This window comes from Streptomyces sp. NPDC058683, assembly GCF_042716195.1.
In the GTDB taxonomy this organism is placed as follows: Bacteria; Actinomycetota; Actinomycetes; order Streptomycetales; family Streptomycetaceae; genus Streptomyces.
In genome coordinates, this window is the sequence record NZ_JBHXSK010000008.1 from 238,206 (window position 1) to 255,844 (window position 17,639).

Here is a 17,639-nt window from a genome sequence, read left to right on the forward strand (position 1 = left end):
CCGTACCGCCTTGCGCCGCGGCCGTGCGGGGAGCGATGTCGTGTTCACTCAGGGCTGCAAACATCAAAACCCCCCGTTCTGTTCCGTATCCTGTGTCCGCTCATTCCCGGTCTGTTCGCTCGCAAGCTCCCTCAGAAGCAGTGCGAGTACGCTCCGTACACTCTCTCTACGAATTTCCGCACGGTCGCCGTTCAACCGCAGGGCCTCCACTTTTCCGCCAGCGGCAGAACCCGAACCGGCGCCGGAAGGGCCGTCGACGGCCACGAAGACCGTGCCGACCGGGCGGCCGTCCTGGGGTTCGGGGCCGGCGACTCCGGTGGTCGCGAGGCCCCAGTCGGCGCCCAGCGCTTTCCGCACTCCGGCCGCCATCTGGGCCGCGACCTGCGGATCCACCGCGCCGCGCTGGGCCAGCAGGGTGGCGTCGACACCCAGCACCTCGTGCTTGAGCTCGGTGGCGTAGGCGGTGACCGAGCCCCGGAACACCTTGGACGCCCCAGGGACCGCTGTGATCTCCGCCGCCACCAGACCGCCGGTCAGCGACTCGGCGACAGCCAGGGTCCAACCCCTCACCGTCAGTAGTCGCACCAGTTCGGCGGCCGTGGAATTCACGCTTCCGTCTCCTCCAGCGCCGCTGCGCGCTCGGCGATTCCCTGCCGCCGCAGCACAATGGCCTGTCTCACATAGTCGAGACCCGTCAAGACCGTCAGCACGACGGCCGCGGCCATCACCCAGAACCTCAGGGTCGCCAGCCACCCCGTCAGTGCCAGTACGTACATCCCCACGGCCACGCCCTGGGTGAGGGTCTTGAGCTTGCCGCCGCGGCTGGCCGGGATCACGCCGTAGCGGATGACCAGGAAACGCAGGAGGGTGATCCCGAGTTCCCGGCCGAGGATCACGACCGTCACCCACCAGGGCAGATCGCCCAGCGAGGAGAGACAGATCAGCGCCGCCCCCATGATCGCCTTGTCGGCGATGGGGTCGGCGATCTTCCCGAAGTCGGTGACCAGGTCGTAGGTGCGCGCCAGATGCCCGTCGAACAGGTCGGTGATCATGGCGATGGCGAAGGCGGCCCAGGCGAGCGAGCGCCAGGCCGGGTCGTATCCGCCGCCGGCCAGCATCAGGGCGACGAAGCCGGGGACCAGGAGCAGCCGGAGCATGGTCAGCAGATTGGCGACGTTCCACAGGCTGGCCTGGTTGACGGCGGCAGCGGCGATCTTCCTCCCACCGCGCACGGGCCTCTCCCCGTCAAGGGAACCGGAACCCTCGGCCCCGACGCTCCCGGCACCGCCGTTCCCGGCACCAGCGCTCTCGGCACCGGAGTTGTCCGTACCGGAGTTCTCCGCACCAGCGTTCTGAGGACCGGAGGGATCCGGAGCGGCACCGGAGGTGGCGGCGGAGCCCGGGGCGCCCTGTGCGCCGGAGGAGCCGCCCGCGGCGGACGCCGGGACTCCGGTCATCTGCCGGCCTCCTCACTCCACGCGGGCACGCCCTGCAGCGGCTCGGCCACCAGGTCGACACCTTCCGTACCGACCACCTTCGCCTCGACGATACGGCCGACGCGCAGCCCTTCGCCGCTCGTGAGCAGCACCTGCCCGTCCGTCTCCGGGGCCTGGTGGGCGGCCCGGCCGTAGATGCCGTCCTCGTCGTCCACGGACTCCACGAGGACGTGCACGGTCTCTCCGACGCGCTCCTCGGCCCGCTGCGAGACGAGTTCCTCGGCGAGCCGGGAGACCCGGGCGAGACGCTCGGCGACGACGTCCTCGTCGAGCTTGTTCTCGTACGTCGCCGCCTCGGTGCCCTCCTCGTCGGAGTACCCGAAGACGCCGATCGCGTCGAGCCGTGCGCCGTTCAGGAAGCGCTCCAGCTCGGCCAGGTCGGACGCGGACTCCCCGGGGAAGCCGACGATGAAGTTGGAGCGGACGCCGGCCTGCGGGGCCTTGGTCCGGATGGTGTCGAGCAACTCCAGGAAGCGGTCGGTGTCGCCGAAGCGGCGCATGGCCCGCAGCACGCCCGGGGCGGAGTGCTGGAAGGACAGGTCGAAGTACGGCACGACGTTCGGTGTGGAGGTCAGGACGTCGATCAGGCCGGGGCGCATCTCGGCCGGCTGGAGGTAGCTGACGCGCACCCGCTCGATGCCGTCGACCTCGGCCAGCTCCGGCAGCAGCGACTCCAGGAGGCGGATGTCGCCCAGGTCCTTGCCGTAGGAGGTGTTGTTCTCGGAGACCAGCATGACCTCCTTCACGCCCTGTTCGGCCAGCCAGCGGGTCTCGTTCAGCACGTCGCTGGGGCGGCGTGAGATGAAGGAGCCGCGGAAGGACGGGATGGCGCAGAAGGAGCAGCGCCGGTCGCAGCCGGAGGCGAGCTTGACCGAGGCGACCGGGGCGCCGTCCAGCCGGCGGCGCAGGGGCGCGCGCGGGCCGGAGGCGGGCGCCAGGCCGTCCGGGAGGTCGGTCGGGCCGTGCCCGGGCAGTGCCACCGACGCGGCCGAGTCCTGCCGCTCGGCCGGGCTGATGGGCAGCAGCTTGCGCCGGTCGCGCGGGGTGTGCGAGGCGTGGATGCCGCCGTTGAGGATGGTCCCCAGCCGGTCGGAGATGTCGGCGTAGTCGTCGAAGCCGAGCACGCCGTCCGCCTCGGGCAGCGCCTGAGCGAGTTCCTTGCCGTACCGCTCGGCCATGCAGCCCACCGCCACGACGGCCTGGGTTCTGCCGTGACCCTTGAGGTCATTGGCCTCGAGCAGGGCGTCGACGGAGTCCTTCTTGGCGGCCTCGACGAATCCACAGGTGTTGACCACGGCGACATCCGCGTCCTGGGCGTCCTCGACGAGCTGCCAGCCGTCCGCCTCCAAACGGCCTGCGAGCTCCTCCGAGTCCACCTCGTTACGGGCGCAGCCGAGAGTGACTAGTGCGACGGTACGGCGTTCAGGCATGGGCTCAAGACTACTTCGTCCCACCGACAGCCCACGTCGAAGGGGCTGGCCGATCATGGCCAACCCCTTGGGCACGTGCTCGATCCGAACGGTTATCCGACTTCCGGGTCACCCTTGGTGTAGGTGAGACGCTCCACGGCTCCGGGCCGGAACTGGTCCTCGATCTTCTTGCCGTTGACGTAGAGCTGGATGGCTCCGGCGTCACCGAGGATCAGGTTGATCTTGGAGCTGTCCTGGAAGGTCTTGGAGTCGCCCTTCTTCAGAAGCCCGTCGAACAGCATCCGGCCGTTGTGGTCCTTGGCCGAGATCCAGCTGCGTCCGTCCACCGCGCTGACCTGGACGGTGACCTTGTCCTGGGGTGCGGCGGCGATCGCGCTGTCGGAAGGCTCGGGGGTCTTGTCGGGCTTGCTTTCCTTGGGCGTCGGCGAGGCAGGCTTGCTGGTCGTCGGGGCGGCTCCCCCGGCGACCGACTGCTTGGCGTCGTCGCCGTCGCCGCCCTTGAAGGCGGTGAAGCCGACGAATCCGATCACGACGACGATGGCGGCGACCATGGCCGCCGTCCAGTTGGGTCCTCGGCGCTCGGGGCGGATACGTTCCGCCTCGAACAGCGGGGCGGCGGGCGTCGGCGCGGGCCGCCCACCACCGTGCTCGGCCGCGAACTGCGCCAGCAGCGGCTCGGGGTCGAGGCCGACGGCCCTGGCCAGGGTCCTGATGTGCCCGCGGGCGTAGACGTCGCCGCCACAGGGGGCGAAGTCGTCGGCCTCGATGGCATGCACGATGGCGATGCGGACCCGGGTGCTCCCGCTGATCTCGTCGACGGTCAGCCCGGCGGCGATGCGGGCCTGCTTGAGGGCTCGGCCTACGGAGGGGCGGTTTTCCTCGGACACGTCTGGGAACGGACGCTCGTCTTCAGGGGAGTTGCTGCCGATGGACACGGGGGCGCCTTTCGAGCGTGTAGCCACCTGTGCTGGAAGTTCAGTCTATGGGGGGTACGAAAGGGTGGGGCAACCGGGCGGTGGGACTTTGTACGCCATCGGTATGGCCGGGCATCCCGATGACGGGTCAGGCGTGCGCCCCAGGGTGGGGTATCCACCTTTCCTCTCGCTCAACTTGACGTACGTCAAAGGGAAACGGTTGCCCGACGATCTCTAACGGGTGGATCACGACAGCCTCCACCCGGTCCACAGGCGCCCGTGGCCCTGAGACAGACCTACCCCTCAGACTCCCCACGGATCACAGCAAGCACTCCGTCCAGCTCATCGGGTTTCACCAGAACGTCGCGCGCCTTGGACCCCTCGCTCGGCCCGACCACCCCGCGCGACTCCATGAGATCCATGAGCCGGCCCGCCTTGGCGAAGCCCACGCGCAGCTTGCGCTGGAGCATGGAGGTGGAGCCGAACTGCGTGGAGACGACCAGCTCGGCCGCCTGGCACAGCAGGTCGAGGTCGTCGCCGATGTCCTCGTCGATCTCCTTCTTCTGCTTGGAGCCCACGGTGACGTCGTCCCGGAAGACCGGCGCCATCTGGTCCTTGCAGTGCTGGACGATCACCGCGACCTCTTCTTCGGTGACGAACGCGCCCTGCATACGGGTCGGCTTGTTCGCCCCCATCGGCAGGAAGAGCCCGTCGCCCTTGCCGATGAGTTTCTCGGCGCCGGGCTGGTCGAGGATGACGCGGCTGTCGGCGAGCGAGGAGGTCGCGAAGGCGAGCCGGGAGGGCACGTTCGCCTTGATCAGGCCGGTGACCACGTCGACCGACGGGCGCTGGGTGGCGAGCACCAGGTGGATGCCGGCCGCCCGCGCGAGCTGCGTGATACGCACGATCGAGTCCTCGACGTCCCGGGGCGCGACCATCATCAGGTCGGCGAGCTCGTCGACGATCACCAGGAGATACGGATAGGTCTTGAGCTCCCGCTCGCTGCCTTCCGGCGTCTTCAGCTTGCCGTCGCGGATGGCCTGGTTGAAGTCGTCGATGTGCCGGTACCCGAACGCCGCCAGGTCGTCGTAGCGCAGGTCCATCTCGCGGACGACCCACTGGAGCGCCTCGGCGGCCCGCTTCGGGTTGGTGATGATCGGCGTGATCAGGTGCGGGATGCCCTCGTAGGCGGTCAGCTCGACCCGCTTGGGGTCGACCAGGACCATCCGGACGTCCTCCGGGGTCGCCCGCATCATGACCGAGGTGATCAGGCAGTTGATGCAGGACGACTTGCCGGAGCCGGTGGCGCCCGCGACGAGCATGTGCGGCATCTTGGCCAGCGAGTGCATGACGTAGCCACCCTCGACGTCCTTGCCGAAGGCGACCAGCATCGGGTCGTCGTCCTCGGCGGACTCGGCGAGCCGCAGCACGTCACCGAGGTTGACCATCTCACGGTCGGTGTTGGGGATCTCGATGCCGACCGCGGACTTGCCGGGGATCGGACTGATGATCCGCACGTCCGGGCTGGCGACGGCGTACGCGATGTTCTTGGTGAGGGCGGTGATCCGCTCGACCTTCACGGCGGGGCCGAGCTCGACCTCGTACCGGGTGACCGTCGGGCCGCGGGTGAAGCCGGTGACGCGCGCGTCGACCTTGAACTCGGAGAAGACGTTGGAGAGCGAGGCGACGACCTTGTCGTTGGCCTCGCTGCGCGACTTGCCCGGGCCGCCCCGGGTGAGCAGGTCCAGGGCGGGCAGCGAGTAGGTGATGTCGCCGGAGAGCTGGAGCTGCTCGGCGCGCGGGGGCAGGTCGCGGGGCTCTGCGGGGGCCGGCTTGGTCAGGTCGGCGACGACCGGTTCGACCTTGAGCATCTCCTGCTTGGGCCGCGCGGCCGGGACCGGACTCGGACTGGGGCTGGGGGCCGGCACGGGCGTGGGCGTGGTGTCCTCGCGGTCGCCGACGCTGACGCCCTGGGTGAGATCGGCGACGAGCGGCGAGGGCGGCATGCCGTGCATGACCGCGCCGTCGAGGGCGGCAGCGGCGGCCGCGGCGACGTCCACGGCGTCCATCTGACGGCCCATTTCGGGCTGCGGCACGGCGGAGCGCCGCGGGCGGCCCCGGCGCTTGGCGAGGGCCTCCTGCTCGGCGATGTCCGGGTCGTAGTCCTGGGGGGCGCCGGAGCGCCTGCGGGAGCGTGCGGGCAGCGCCTGGCGCCACTGCTCGTCGTAACGCTCGTCGTCGGTGTGCTCGTCGTACTCGCTGTACTCGTCGGGTTCGGGGTCGTGCAGCAGCCCGAGGCGGATGCCGAGCGCGCGCAGCCGCTGCGGGATCGCGTTCACCGGGGTCGCGGTGACCACGAGCAGCCCGAAGACCGTGAGCAGCGCCAGCAGCGGTACGGCGAGGACCTCGGTCATGGTGTACGTCAGCGGGGTCGCCGCCGCCCAGCCGATGAGGCCGCCGGCGTCCCTTATGCCCTGCATGCCGTCGCTGCGGGCGGGCGAGCCGCAGGCGATGTGGACCTGGCCGAGCACGCCGATGACGAGCGCGGACAGGCCGATCACGATCCGGCCGTTGGCCTCCGGCTGCTCGGGGTGGCGCATGAACCGCAGGGCGATCGCCGCGAGCAGTATCGGCACCAGCAGGTCGAGGCGGCCGAAAGCGCCGGTGACCAGGATCTCCACCAGGTCGCCGACCGGGCCGCGCAGGTCGGCCCAGGTGCCGGCGGCGACGATCAGGGCGAAACCGAGCAGGAGCAGCGCGATGCCGTCCTTGCGGTGGGCCGGGTCCAGGTTCTTGGCTCCCTGTCCTATGCCGCGGAAGACGGCGCCGACGGCGTGCGCGAGGCCGAGCCAGAGGGCGCGCACCAGGCGGTAGACGCCCCCGGTCGGGCTGGGCGCCGGCTTGGGCGCCGGCGCGGACTTCTTCGCCGCGGCCCTCTTGGCAGGCGCCTTCTTGGCCGGGGCTTTCTTCGCGGCGGCCTTTTTCGCCGGCGCCTTCGAGGGAGCGGCCTTCTTCGGGGGCTGCTTCTTGGCTGCCGAGGGACGTGAGGCCATGGGTGTGAGGTTACCGGGGGATGCGACAGGGGACACGTGTGCCCACTGCTTCACCCGTTCGTGTCGCCCTTACGGGGGCGCGAAACTGACGCGCGCTCATCGGCAACTGTGGCCGCCCTCGTGGTCAGTTCTGCGAGGGAAGCGGTGGAGCGCCGCCACCGGTGCCCGGTTCCAGGGCGTCCAGCGCCCGGCGCAGGCCGGTGAGTTTGCGCTCCAGATGGGCCGCCGTGGCCACCGCCGCCGCGTCCGCGGACTCGTCGTCCAGCTGCTTGGACAGCGCCTCGGCCTGCTCCTCGACGGCCGCGAGCCGCGCCGACAGCTCGGCGAGCAGCCCCGCGGACTCCTTGCCGGCGACCGCACCCTTGCCGCCGCCCTCCAACTGGAGCCGAAGCAGCGCCGCCTGCTCACGGAGCTGGCAGTTCTTCATGTACAGCTCGACGAACACCGAGACCTTGGCGCGCAGCACCCACGGGTCGAAGGGCTTGGAGATGTAGTCCACCGCGCCCGCCGCGTACCCACGGAAGGTGTGATGCGGGCCATGGTTGATGGCCGTGAGGAAGATGATCGGGATGTCCCGGGTCCGCTCCCGCCGCTTGATGTGCGCCGCGGTCTCGAAACCGTCCATGCCCGGCATCTGGACGTCCAGCAGAATGACCGCGAAGTCGTCCGTGAGCAGTGCCTTGAGCGCTTCCTCCCCGGACGATGCCCGCACCAGTGTCTGATCGAGCGCAGAGAGGATGGCCTCCAGCGCCAGCAGATTCTCCGGCCGGTCATCGACCAGGAGGATCTTGGCCTTCTGCACCATGGCCCGCCCTCCTCGCCCCGGATGTGCACCGGGCGCCGCCCCAGGGGACGACTCCCTTTCGCCGCCCGTCCTTGTGCCGGTCATGGTAGCCGCACCCCGCCTGTCGCCACACCCTGTCACCGCGATGTCACTGTGCACGTAGCAGAAACGCAGCCGGGGACCAGAAGGTTCCCCCAATCCCGCACTTCTACACGGGTTCCGCAACCCTGAGTCAGCAACTCCCCGTGCACACGGAAGGTTCCCGAAACGTTCACATCACATCCGTCCGTTCCGGTCACTCCTCGCCCATCCACTTCGCCATCACCGCCAGCAGGTGATCGGGGTCGACCGGCTTGGTGACGTAGTCGGAGGCGCCGGACTCGATCGCCTTCTCCCGGTCGCCCTTCATCGCCTTGGCGGTCAGCGCGATGATCGGCAGCCCGGCGAACTGCGGCATCCGACGGATCGCCGTGGTCGTCGCATAGCCGTCCATCTCGGGCATCATGATGTCCATCAGGACGACCGCGACGTCGTCGTGCTGCTCCAGGACCTCGATGCCCTCACGACCGTTCTCCGCGTACAGCACCGACAGACCGTGCTGCTCCAGGACGCTGGTGAGCGCGAAGACGTTGCGGATGTCGTCGTCGACGATCAGCACCTTCTCCCCGGTGAACCGTACGCCCCGGCGCGGCGCCGGGGACGTCGCCTCCTGCTCGGCCAGCACCGGCCACGACTCGGCGATCTGCGGGATGACCCGCCGGCGGCGCCTGAAGAGCGCGGCGGCACCGTTCTGGGTCTCCTGGTACGACTTCACCTCCGCCGGCGTCTCGATCTCCACGCCGGACAACTCCGAGCCGTGGTTCTGCGAGGCGACCAGGTCCCCGGCCTCCAGCGCGGGCACGGACTGCTGATAGCCCTGCGGCGGCAGTTCACTGGGGTGCAGCGGCAGGTACAGCGTGAACGTCGACCCACGGCCCGGCTCGCTCTGCGCGTAAATCTCACCGCCGAGCAGCTGCGCGATCTCCCGCGAGATCGACAGGCCGAGGCCCGTACCGCCGTACTTGCGGCTGGTCGTGCCGTCGGCCTGCTTGAACGCCTCGAAGATGACCCGCATCTTGCTGGCCGCGATACCGATGCCGGTGTCGGTCACCGAGAAGGCGATCAGCGGCGCGTCCGGATCGCTGAGCGAACCGGCCTCGAGCAGCTGCTCCCTGATCCCCAACGGCACATCGCCGCTCGCCGGGCGGATCACCAGCTCCACCGAACCGGAGTCGGTGAACTTCACCGCGTTGGACAACAGGTTGCGCAGCACCTGCAGCAGCCGCTGTTCGTCGGTGTGCAGAGTGGCGGGCAGCTCCGGGGAGACCCGTACCGACAGGTCGAGGCCCTTCTCCGCGGTCAGCGGCCGGAAGGTGGCCTCCACGTAGTCCACGAGCTGGACCAGCGCGATACGCGTCGGGGAGACGTCCATCTTGCCCGCCTCGACCTTCGACAGGTCGAGGATGTCGTTGATCAGCTGGAGCAGGTCGGAGCCGGCACCGTGGATGGTCTCGGCGAACTCCACCTGCTTCGGGGAGAGGTTGCCCTCGGCGTTGTCGGCGAGCAGCTTGGCCAGGATCAGCAGCGAGTTGAGCGGGGTGCGCAGCTCGTGCGACATGTTGGCGAGGAACTCGCTCTTGTAGCGCATCGAGACCGCGAGTTGCTCGGCACGCTCCTCCAGGACCTGCCTGGCCTCCTCGATCTCGGTGTTCTTCACCTCGATGTCGCGGTTCTGCTGGGCCAGCAGCTCGGCCTTCTCCTCCAGTTCGGCGTTGGACGCCTGGAGGGCCTTCTGCCGGTTCTCCAGCTCTGCCGACCGCTCCTGCAGTTGCTCCGTCAGCTCCTGCGACTGCTTCAGCAGCACCTCGGTCTTGGTGTTGACGGAGATGGTGTTGACGCTGGTCGCGATCATCTCGGCGATCTGGTTGAGGAAGTCCTTCTGGATCTGCGTGAACGGCGTGAAGGACGCCAGCTCGATCACGCCGAGGACGTTGCCCTCGAACAGCACCGGCAGCACGATCACCTGCGCCGGCGGGGCCTCGCCGAGCCCGGAGGAGATCTTCAGATAGCCGGTGGGCGCCTTCTCCACCAGGATCGTGCGCTTCTCCTGGGCGGCCGTGCCGATCAGCGCCTCACCGGGCCGGAACGACGTCGGCATGGAGCCCATCGAGTAGCCGTACGACCCCTGCATGCGCAGCTCGTAGGCCTCCTCGGTCTCCGCGCTCAGGTCCTTGCCGTCGACCAGGGGCATCGCCATGAAGAACGCGCCGTGCTGCGCGGTGACCACCGGCGTCAGCTCGCTCATGATCAGCGAGGCCACGTCCGCCAGGTCGCGGCGGCCCTGCATCAGCGCGGAGATACGCGCAAGGTTGCCCTTGAGCCAGTCCTGCTCCTGGTTGGCGACCGTGGTGTCGCGCAGGTTGGCGATCATCTTGTTGATGTAGTCCTGGAGTTCCTGGATCTCGCCGGAGGCGTCCACGTCGATCTTCAGGTTCAGGTCGCCGCGGGTCACCGCGGTCGCCACGCGCGCGATGGCACGCACCTGCCGGGTCAGGTTCCCGGCCATCTCGTTCACCGACTCGGTGAGGTCCCGCCAGGTGCCGTCGACGTCACGCACGCGTGCCTGACCGCCCAGCTGCCCCTCGGTGCCCACCTCACGGGCCACCCGGGTGACCTCCTCGGCGAAGCTGGACAGCTGGTCGACCATCGTGTTGATCGTCGTCTTGAGTTCGAGGATCTCGCCACGGGCGTCGATGTCGATCTTCTTGGTCAGGTCGCCCTTGGCGATGGCCGTGGTGACCATCGCGATGTTGCGCACCTGGCCGGTCAGGTTGGACGCCATGCCGTTCACCGACTCGGTGAGGTCCTTCCACGTACCCGCCACACCCGGTACGTGCGCCTGACCTCCGAGGATGCCGTCCGTGCCCACCTCACGGGCCACCTTGGTGACCTGGTCGGCGAACGAACTCAGGGTCTTGACCATCGTGTTGATGGTGTCGGCGAGCTGGGCCACCTCACCGCTCGCCTCGATGGTGACCTGCCGGGTCAGGTCGCCGTTGGCGACCGCCGCGGAGACCTGCGAGATGTTGCGCACCTGCGTGGTCAGGTTGTTGGCCATCAGGTTCACGTTGTTGCTGAGGTCCTTCCAGATACCCGTGATACCCGGAACGTGCGCCTGACCGCCCAGGATGCCCTCGGTACCCACCTCACGGGCCACCCGGGTCACCTGCTCCGCGAAGCTGGACAGCTGGTCGACCATCGTGTTGACCGTCGTGACGAGTTCGAGGATCTCGCCCTTCGCGTCAACGGTGATCTTCTTCGACAGGTCGCCCTTGGCGACCGCCGTCGTGACCTCGGCGATGTTGCGGACCTGGATGGTCAGGTTGTTGGCCATGAAGTTCACGGACTGGGTGAGGTCCTTCCAGGTGCCCGCCACCCCCTGCACCTCGGCCTGACCGCCCAGGATGCCCTCGGTGCCCACCTCGCGCGCCACGCGCGTGACCTCCTGGGCGAACGACGACAGCTGGTCGACCATCGTGTTCAGGGTGTTCTTCAGCTCCTGGATCTCACCGCGCGCGTCCACGGTGATCTTCTGGGAGAGGTCACCGCGGGCCACCGCGGTCGCGACCTGCGCGATGTTGCGCACCTGGGCCGTGAGGTTGCCGGCCATGCCGTTCACGGAATCCGTCAGGTCCCGCCACACACCGGCCACACCGGGCACCTGCGCCTGCCCGCCCAGACGGCCTTCCGTACCCACCTCACGCGCCACCTTGGTGACCTGGTCGGCGAAGGCGGAGAGCTGATCGACCATCGTGTTGATGGTGCTCTTCAGTTCCAGGATCTCGCCGCGCGCGTCGACGTCGATCTTCTGGGACAGGTCGCCCCGCGCCACCGCCGTCGTCACCTGGGCGATCTGCCGCACCTGCGAGGTGAGGTTGCCGGCCATGAAGTTGACGGAGTCCGTGAGCTCCTTCCAGGTGCCCGAGACGCCGTCCACGCGGGCCTGACCGCCGAGCCGGCCCTCCGTGCCCACGTCCCTGGCCATCCTCGTCACCTGGTCGGCGAAGCTGGAGAGCTGGTCCACCATCGTGTTCACGGTGTTCTTCAGCTGGAGCATCTCGCCGGAGACGTCGACCGTGACCTTCTGCGAGAGGTCGCCGTTGGCCACCGCCGTCGTCACCTGGGCGATGTTGCGCACCTGGCCGGTGAGGTTGCGGAACGCGGTGTTGACGGAGTCGGTCAGGTCCTTCCAGGTACCGGCGGCCCCGGCCACCTGCGCCTGGCCGCCCAGTTCACCCTCGACACCGATCTCCCGGGCCACCCGGGTGACCTCGGCACCGAACGACGACAGCTGGTCGACCATGCCGTTGACGGTGTTCTTCAGCTCCAGCATCTCGCCGGCCACGTCCACGGTGACCTTCTGCGAGAGGTCACCGTTGGCCACCGCCGTCGTCACCGCGGCGATGTCCCGCACCTGCGTGGTCAGGTTCCTGAAGACCGTGTTGACGGAGTCCGTCAGGTCCTTCCAGGTACCCGCCGCCCCCGGCACGTTCGCCTGCCCGCCGAGCTGCCCCTCGGCACCGACCTCGTTGGCCACGCGCGTGACCTCGTCCGCGAAGATCCGCAGCGTCTCGGTCATCTGGTTGATCGTCTCGGCGAGCTGCGCGACCTCACCGCGGGCCGGCACGGTCACCTTGCGCGACAGGTCACCGCTGGCGACCGCGGTGGTCACCTCGGAGATCCCGCGCACCTGGGCCGTCAGATTTCCGGCCATGGTGTTGACGGAGTCGGTGAGTTCCTTCCACGTACCGGCGACCCCGGGCACATGCGCCTGGCCGCCTAGGATGCCGTCCGTACCCACCTCACGGGCGACCCGGGTCACCTCGGAGGAGAAGGCCGACAGCTGGTCCACCATCGTGTTGACGGTTTCCTTCAGCTCCAGCATCTCGCCGGCGACCTGAACCGTGACCTTCCGGGACAGATCACCCTTGGCGACCGCGGTCGTCACCAGCGCGATGTCCCGCACCTGGGCCGTCAGCCGGTACGCCATCGTGTTGACCGAGTCCGTGAGGTCCCGCCACGAACCGGACATACCGCGCACCCGGGCCTGTCCGCCCAGCTTGCCCTCGGTACCCACCTCGCTGGCCACGCGCGTGACCTCGTCGGTGAACGTCGACAGCTGGTCCACCAGGTTGTTGACGGTCCGGCCGACCTTCAGGAACTCACCGCGCAGCGGATGCCCGGCCCCGTCCGGCGACGGCGACCGCAGATCCATCCGCGGCGACAGATCGCCCTCGGCCACCGCCGTCAGGACCCGGCCCACCTCGGAGACCGGCCGTACGAGGTCGTCGACGAGGGCGTTGGAGTTGTCCACGGCGGTCGCCCAGGAGCCCTCGCAGGCGCCCGTCTCCAGCCGTTCCGTGAGTTTTCCCTCACGTCCGACCACCCGCCGTACCCGTGACAGCTCACCCGTGAGGTGGAGATTGCGGTCGGCGACCTCGTTGAAGACCGCCGCGATCTCCGACATCACGCCGTCCCCGGACACCGTGAGCCGCTTGCGGAAGTTGCCGTCCCTCATCGACGTGAGAGCCACCAGCAGCCGGTTCAGGGCAGCCGTGTCCACCGCGGTGGTCCCGTCGCCGCCCCGCTGCCTGCTCAGGGACGGTCCGCCTTTCGCGCGCGCCTTAGTGCCCCGCGCCGCTGCGCCAGACTCCACTGTGTCCCTCCCGCAGGGGTAGACCGTTACCACTGTGCCCGTACCACTGTGCTCGGATACCGCCCTAGTCGGCGTACCGCTTACTTCGGCGTACCCGTTACTGCTGCGTCCTTCTGCCGGATCGGATCCGGCCACACCAGGGGCTGCTGCCCGCCGTACACGCAACGCATTCAGCCTGCCCGTACCTTCATCAGAAGCTTGCCCAGTGTTTCACCCTGGCCGAACCAGGCCATAACAGTTCGGCAGCTTCGCACATCGTCCGCACACCCTGGGGACGTAAACACTGGCGACCGGCATCCGCTCGGACGGCGAAGGTAAGTAACCTTGCATGCGGCTGTCCAGCCGCGCCGGTTTGTTCGGCCTGGGCGGTGGCAGGAGAACGAGCGGGCATTCGGAGGGGCGGCCGCAGACCATGACCACCGGAGTGATCCCCGGGGGACACACCCCGGAGCCACGGCCCACGGGCGAGCGGATGCCGCAGCAGCGGCACGAGTCGGCCGGCCAGGGAAGCCCGTATGCCGAGAACCGGTCGAGGAGTTCTGTGATCACCGCGCGCGCGGCCGCCAGCTTCGAGCCCGTCGGGCGATCGGTCGCGACCGCCCGGGCCTTCGTCCGCGACACGCTCCAGGGCTGGGGGTTCGCGGACGTCATCGACGACGCCGTCGTCCTCACCAGCGAACTGGTGACCAACGCGGTCGTGCACGCGGGCACCCATGCCGACGTCCTGTGCCTGCGCTCGGACGACGGGGTGCGCATCGAGGTCGCCGACCGCTACCCGGAACGCGAGGTCCCGCTCCAGGGCTCCGCCGTCAACATGGGCAGCCCCGACCGCGAGGGCGGCCGCGGCCTCCAGCTCTGCGCGGCCCTCGCCGCCCGCTGGGGTGTCGAGTACACGCCCACGTACAAGAATGTCTGGTTCCAGCTCGATCTCCCCGAACGCCCCGTGGGCACCCGCGCGGCCGGCCCGTCCCTCCCCGCCGACCTCCTGCCCCTCGCCGACGGCCGGGTCCGGGTCGCGGTCGTCCAGATCGACCGCAAGGGCTCCGTCACGGCCTGGAACGAGGACGCCGAGGAACTCTTCGGCCACACCGCGGCCGAGGTCACCGGCAAGCCGCTCACCGACCTCGCCGCCTGGCCGCACACCCCGGGCACCGGCACCGGCGTCGCCGAGGCCCTCCAGCTCTCCCGCTGGGAGGGCAGTTACGGCATCCGCGGCGCCGACGGCCGGGTCACTTCCGTCTACGCCTCGCACCTGAGGGTCCGCGACACCGGCGGCGAGCCCTCCACCGTCTGCCTGCTGGTACGCGACCACGAACGCGCCGTACTCCAGACCCCGTTGCGCCTCCCCGCCTCCGACGCCGGCGGCTCCTCCGACGGCCAGAGCACCGACCCCTTCGAGGTGTTCATCGGCTCGCCGGCCCCGGACGACCTCGACGGCCTCCTCCAGCGCACGGTCGAGCGCGCCCGCGACATGCTCGACGGCGACTCCGCGTTCCTGCTCCTGGCGACCGACGACGAGACCGAGTTGGAGGTCCGCGCCTCCACGGGGCTGCCGTCCGCCCGCCAGCGCTTCGCGCGCGTGCCCGTCGAAGCCGGCCCCGGCCGCTACGGCTCGGCCCGCATGCCGGCCGTCCACGAGGATCTGACGGCCGTTCCGGGCGCGGTCCCCCTCCTGGGCGGCACCGGCATGCGCTCGGTCGTCACGGTCCCGCTGAAGGTCGAGGGCCGTCTGACGGGCTCCCTGGGCGTCGCCGCGGAGGCCCCGGGCAGATACTCCAACGAGGAGGCACTGCGCCTCCAGTTCGCCGCCGACCGCATCGCCCTGGCCGTCGAGTCGGCCCGCCTGGGCGAGCTGGAGCGGCTGCGCCGCGGCTCGCTCAGCTTCCTGGTCGAGGCCTCCGACCTGCTCGCCGGCACCCTGGACCGCGACCAGACCCTCGCCCTGATGGCACAGATGACGGTCCCGACCCTCGCCACCTGGTGCGCGGTCTACACGATCGCCGACCAGGCCTCCGAGCCGTACCTGTCGTACGTCCTGCACGAGGACGAGGAACTCATCGACGGCATCAAGTCGTTGCTGTCCAAGGTGCCCCCGCCGGACCCGGTACCCACCCCGGGCGCCCGGGTCTGGACGGCCCCCGGCGAGCACGCCCACCAGGCCGCCCTGCGCAGCTCCATGCGCAGCCTGGGCCTGACCGGCGGCCCCGCCCGCCAGATCTCCTCCGCCATCGGCCCGACGCTCGCCACGGCATCCGCCGTGGGCGGCGAGACCGTGGTCCTCCCCCTGGTCGCCCGCAACCGCGTCATCGGCATGCTCACCCTGGGCAAGCCCACCGACGAACACTTCCGCCAGGAAATCCTGGAACTGGCCGAGGACCTGTCCCGCCGGGCCGCCCTGGCCCTGGACAACGCCCGCCTGTACTCGGAGCGCACGGCCATCAGCCAGGCCCTCCAGCGCAGCCTCCTGCCCCCGGGCACCCCGCACATCGAGGGCGTCGAGGTCGAGGTCATCTACCGCGCGGCCGGCGAGGGCAACGAGGTCGGCGGCGACTTCTACGACGTCTTCCCCATCTCCGACGGCACGTACGGCTTCGCCATCGGCGACGTCTGCGGTACGGGCCCCAACGCGGCCGCCGTGACGGGCCTGGCGCGGCACGCGCTGCGCCTGCTGGCCCGGGAGGGCCTCAGCGGCCCGGCGGTCCTGGAGCGCCTCAACTCGGCCATCCTGGACGAGGGCGCCCGCAGCCGCTTCCTGACCCTCCTGTACGGCGAGATGCGCCCGCAGGAGGACGGCAGCGCGGAGATGAAGGTGGTGTGCGCCGGCCATCCGCTGCCGTTGCGCCTGCGCCAGGACGGCACGGTGGAGGCCGCCGCCGAACCCCAGCCGCTCCTCGGTGTCATCGAGGACCTGGAGCTCTACGAGCAGACGATCACCCTCGACCCGGGTGATGTCCTCCTGTGCGTCACCGACGGCGTGACGGAACGCCGGGAGGGCGCCCGCATGCTCGGCGACGACGGCCTCGCCGACGTCCTCACGACCTGCACGGGTCTGACGGCGGGCGCGGTCGCCGCACGCATCATGCGCGCGGTGGAGCGCTTCGCGTCGGACGCTCCGTCGGACGACATGGCGATTCTGGCGATGCGAGTCCCCGGCCTTCAGAAGGACTGAGGGCGGGGACGGAAGAGGACGCAAAAAAGTCCCGCCCTTTCGGGCGGGACTTTTCCTGTCGGAGCCCCCAAACGGAATCGAACCGTTGACCTTCTCCTTACCATGGAGACGCTCTGCCGACTGAGCTATAGGGGCCAGTTGCCTTTTCGGGGTTTCCCCCGCGGCAACGGAATAGATCATACCCTGAACGGACCCGAGTTCCCAAACTCGTTCAGAAGGCGGGCTGCAGCAGTCCGCCGAGGGCATTGCAGGCGGAGACGATCCGCTGCATCTCCCGCTTCGTCAGCGAGGCGTCCACGGGCAGCGCCAGCGTCACGTCGGCGGCCAGCTCGGTCTCCGGCAGCGAGACACAGCGCCGGAATTCCGGCAGCCGGTGCACGGGCGTCTTCACCGGCACCCGGCAGTCGACTCCCTTGCCCCGCAGGGCCCGCGCGAAGGCGTCCCGGTCCGGCCGGCCGTTCCCCGGCACCCGCACGACGTACTGCTGGTAGGTGTGCCCGTCGCCACCGTCCGGCGTCCGCACCCCGCGCAGCTTCGCATCGAGGTAGGCGGCCCGCTGCCGCCGCTGAGCGACCTCGTCGTACGGCACCTCGGACTCGCCCTGCTCCAGCACCAGCAGCCCGTGCCGCTGCCCCAGCGCATGCAACTCCCGGATGCCGGCCCACCGTCCGAAGCGGTGTACGACAACCACGGCCGCGGACCGGGCAGTTACCGCCGCCTCCACCGCCGAGGCGTCGAGGCAGTAGGTCACCGGATCTATGTCGGCGAACACCGGAAGCGCACCGGCGAGTGTCACAGCCTCGGCGACTTCCGCGTTCCCGAAGGCAGGCACGATGACCTCGTCACCGACTCCGACGCCGGCGGCCCTGAGCATTGCAGCAGTACCCATGCTGGGATGCTCGGCGCGCAACGTGAACTTTGCGTTACGCATACCAAAAAAGGGCTGGACCCGGAACGGAAGTTCCGGGTCCAGCCCTTTGAATGATTGTTCGGCGGTGTCCTACTCTCCCACAGGGTCCCCCCTGCAGTACCATCGGC

General features: G+C 69.6%; 9 protein-coding genes and 1 tRNA gene. 1 reads left to right on the plus strand and 9 read right to left on the minus strand.

What is annotated here, in order from left to right:
• Window positions 1–63 precede the first annotated feature (63 nt).
• The 7 genes from ACFWXC_RS11380 to ACFWXC_RS11410 form a co-directional block, all read right to left on the minus strand.
• Complete coding sequence (locus ACFWXC_RS11380; protein ID WP_384476654.1) at window positions 64–609, minus strand: CinA family protein; 546 nt, start codon at window positions 607–609, stop codon at window positions 64–66.
• Window positions 606–1,457 (minus strand): CDP-diacylglycerol--glycerol-3-phosphate 3-phosphatidyltransferase, encoded by an 852-nt coding sequence (gene pgsA, locus ACFWXC_RS11385; protein WP_384476657.1) that lies wholly within the window; start codon window positions 1,455–1,457, stop codon window positions 606–608. Before pgsA ends, ACFWXC_RS11380 begins: the two co-directional genes overlap by 4 nt.
• Window positions 1,454–2,926, minus strand: a complete 1,473-nt coding sequence (rimO, locus tag ACFWXC_RS11390; protein ID WP_384476660.1) for a 30S ribosomal protein S12 methylthiotransferase RimO — start codon at window positions 2,924–2,926, stop codon at window positions 1,454–1,456. Before rimO ends, pgsA begins: the two co-directional genes overlap by 4 nt.
• A 92-nt stretch (window positions 2,927–3,018) precedes the next feature.
• On the minus strand, window positions 3,019–3,861 hold the full coding sequence (locus ACFWXC_RS11395) for a helix-turn-helix domain-containing protein (protein WP_384476663.1): 843 nt from the start codon (window positions 3,859–3,861) through the stop codon (window positions 3,019–3,021).
• A 275-nt stretch (window positions 3,862–4,136) separates the two neighbouring features.
• Window positions 4,137–6,893, minus strand: a complete 2,757-nt coding sequence (locus ACFWXC_RS11400; RefSeq protein WP_384476666.1) for a DNA translocase FtsK — start codon at window positions 6,891–6,893, stop codon at window positions 4,137–4,139.
• A gap of 124 nt (window positions 6,894–7,017) precedes the next feature.
• Entirely contained in the window at window positions 7,018–7,698 is a 681-nt protein-coding gene (locus ACFWXC_RS11405; protein ID WP_351728264.1) for a response regulator, read from the minus strand.
• A gap of 274 nt (window positions 7,699–7,972) precedes the next feature.
• Window positions 7,973–13,432, minus strand: a complete 5,460-nt coding sequence (locus ACFWXC_RS11410; protein ID WP_384476669.1) for a HAMP domain-containing protein — start codon at window positions 13,430–13,432, stop codon at window positions 7,973–7,975.
• A gap of 412 nt (window positions 13,433–13,844) precedes the next feature.
• Between ACFWXC_RS11410 and ACFWXC_RS11415 the strand changes: the two genes are divergently transcribed.
• Window positions 13,845–16,601, plus strand: a complete 2,757-nt coding sequence (locus tag ACFWXC_RS11415) for a SpoIIE family protein phosphatase (RefSeq protein WP_384476672.1) — start codon at window positions 13,845–13,847, stop codon at window positions 16,599–16,601.
• A gap of 62 nt (window positions 16,602–16,663) precedes the next feature.
• Here ACFWXC_RS11415 and ACFWXC_RS11420 read toward each other — a convergent pair.
• Window positions 16,664–16,736: transfer RNA gene (locus tag ACFWXC_RS11420), tRNA-Thr, on the minus strand.
• Window positions 16,737–16,812: 76 nt separating this feature from the next.
• Window positions 16,813–17,475, minus strand: a complete 663-nt coding sequence (locus tag ACFWXC_RS11425) for a DegT/DnrJ/EryC1/StrS family aminotransferase (RefSeq protein ID WP_384476691.1) — start codon at window positions 17,473–17,475, stop codon at window positions 16,813–16,815.
• Between the last annotated feature and the right edge of the window lie 164 nt (window positions 17,476–17,639).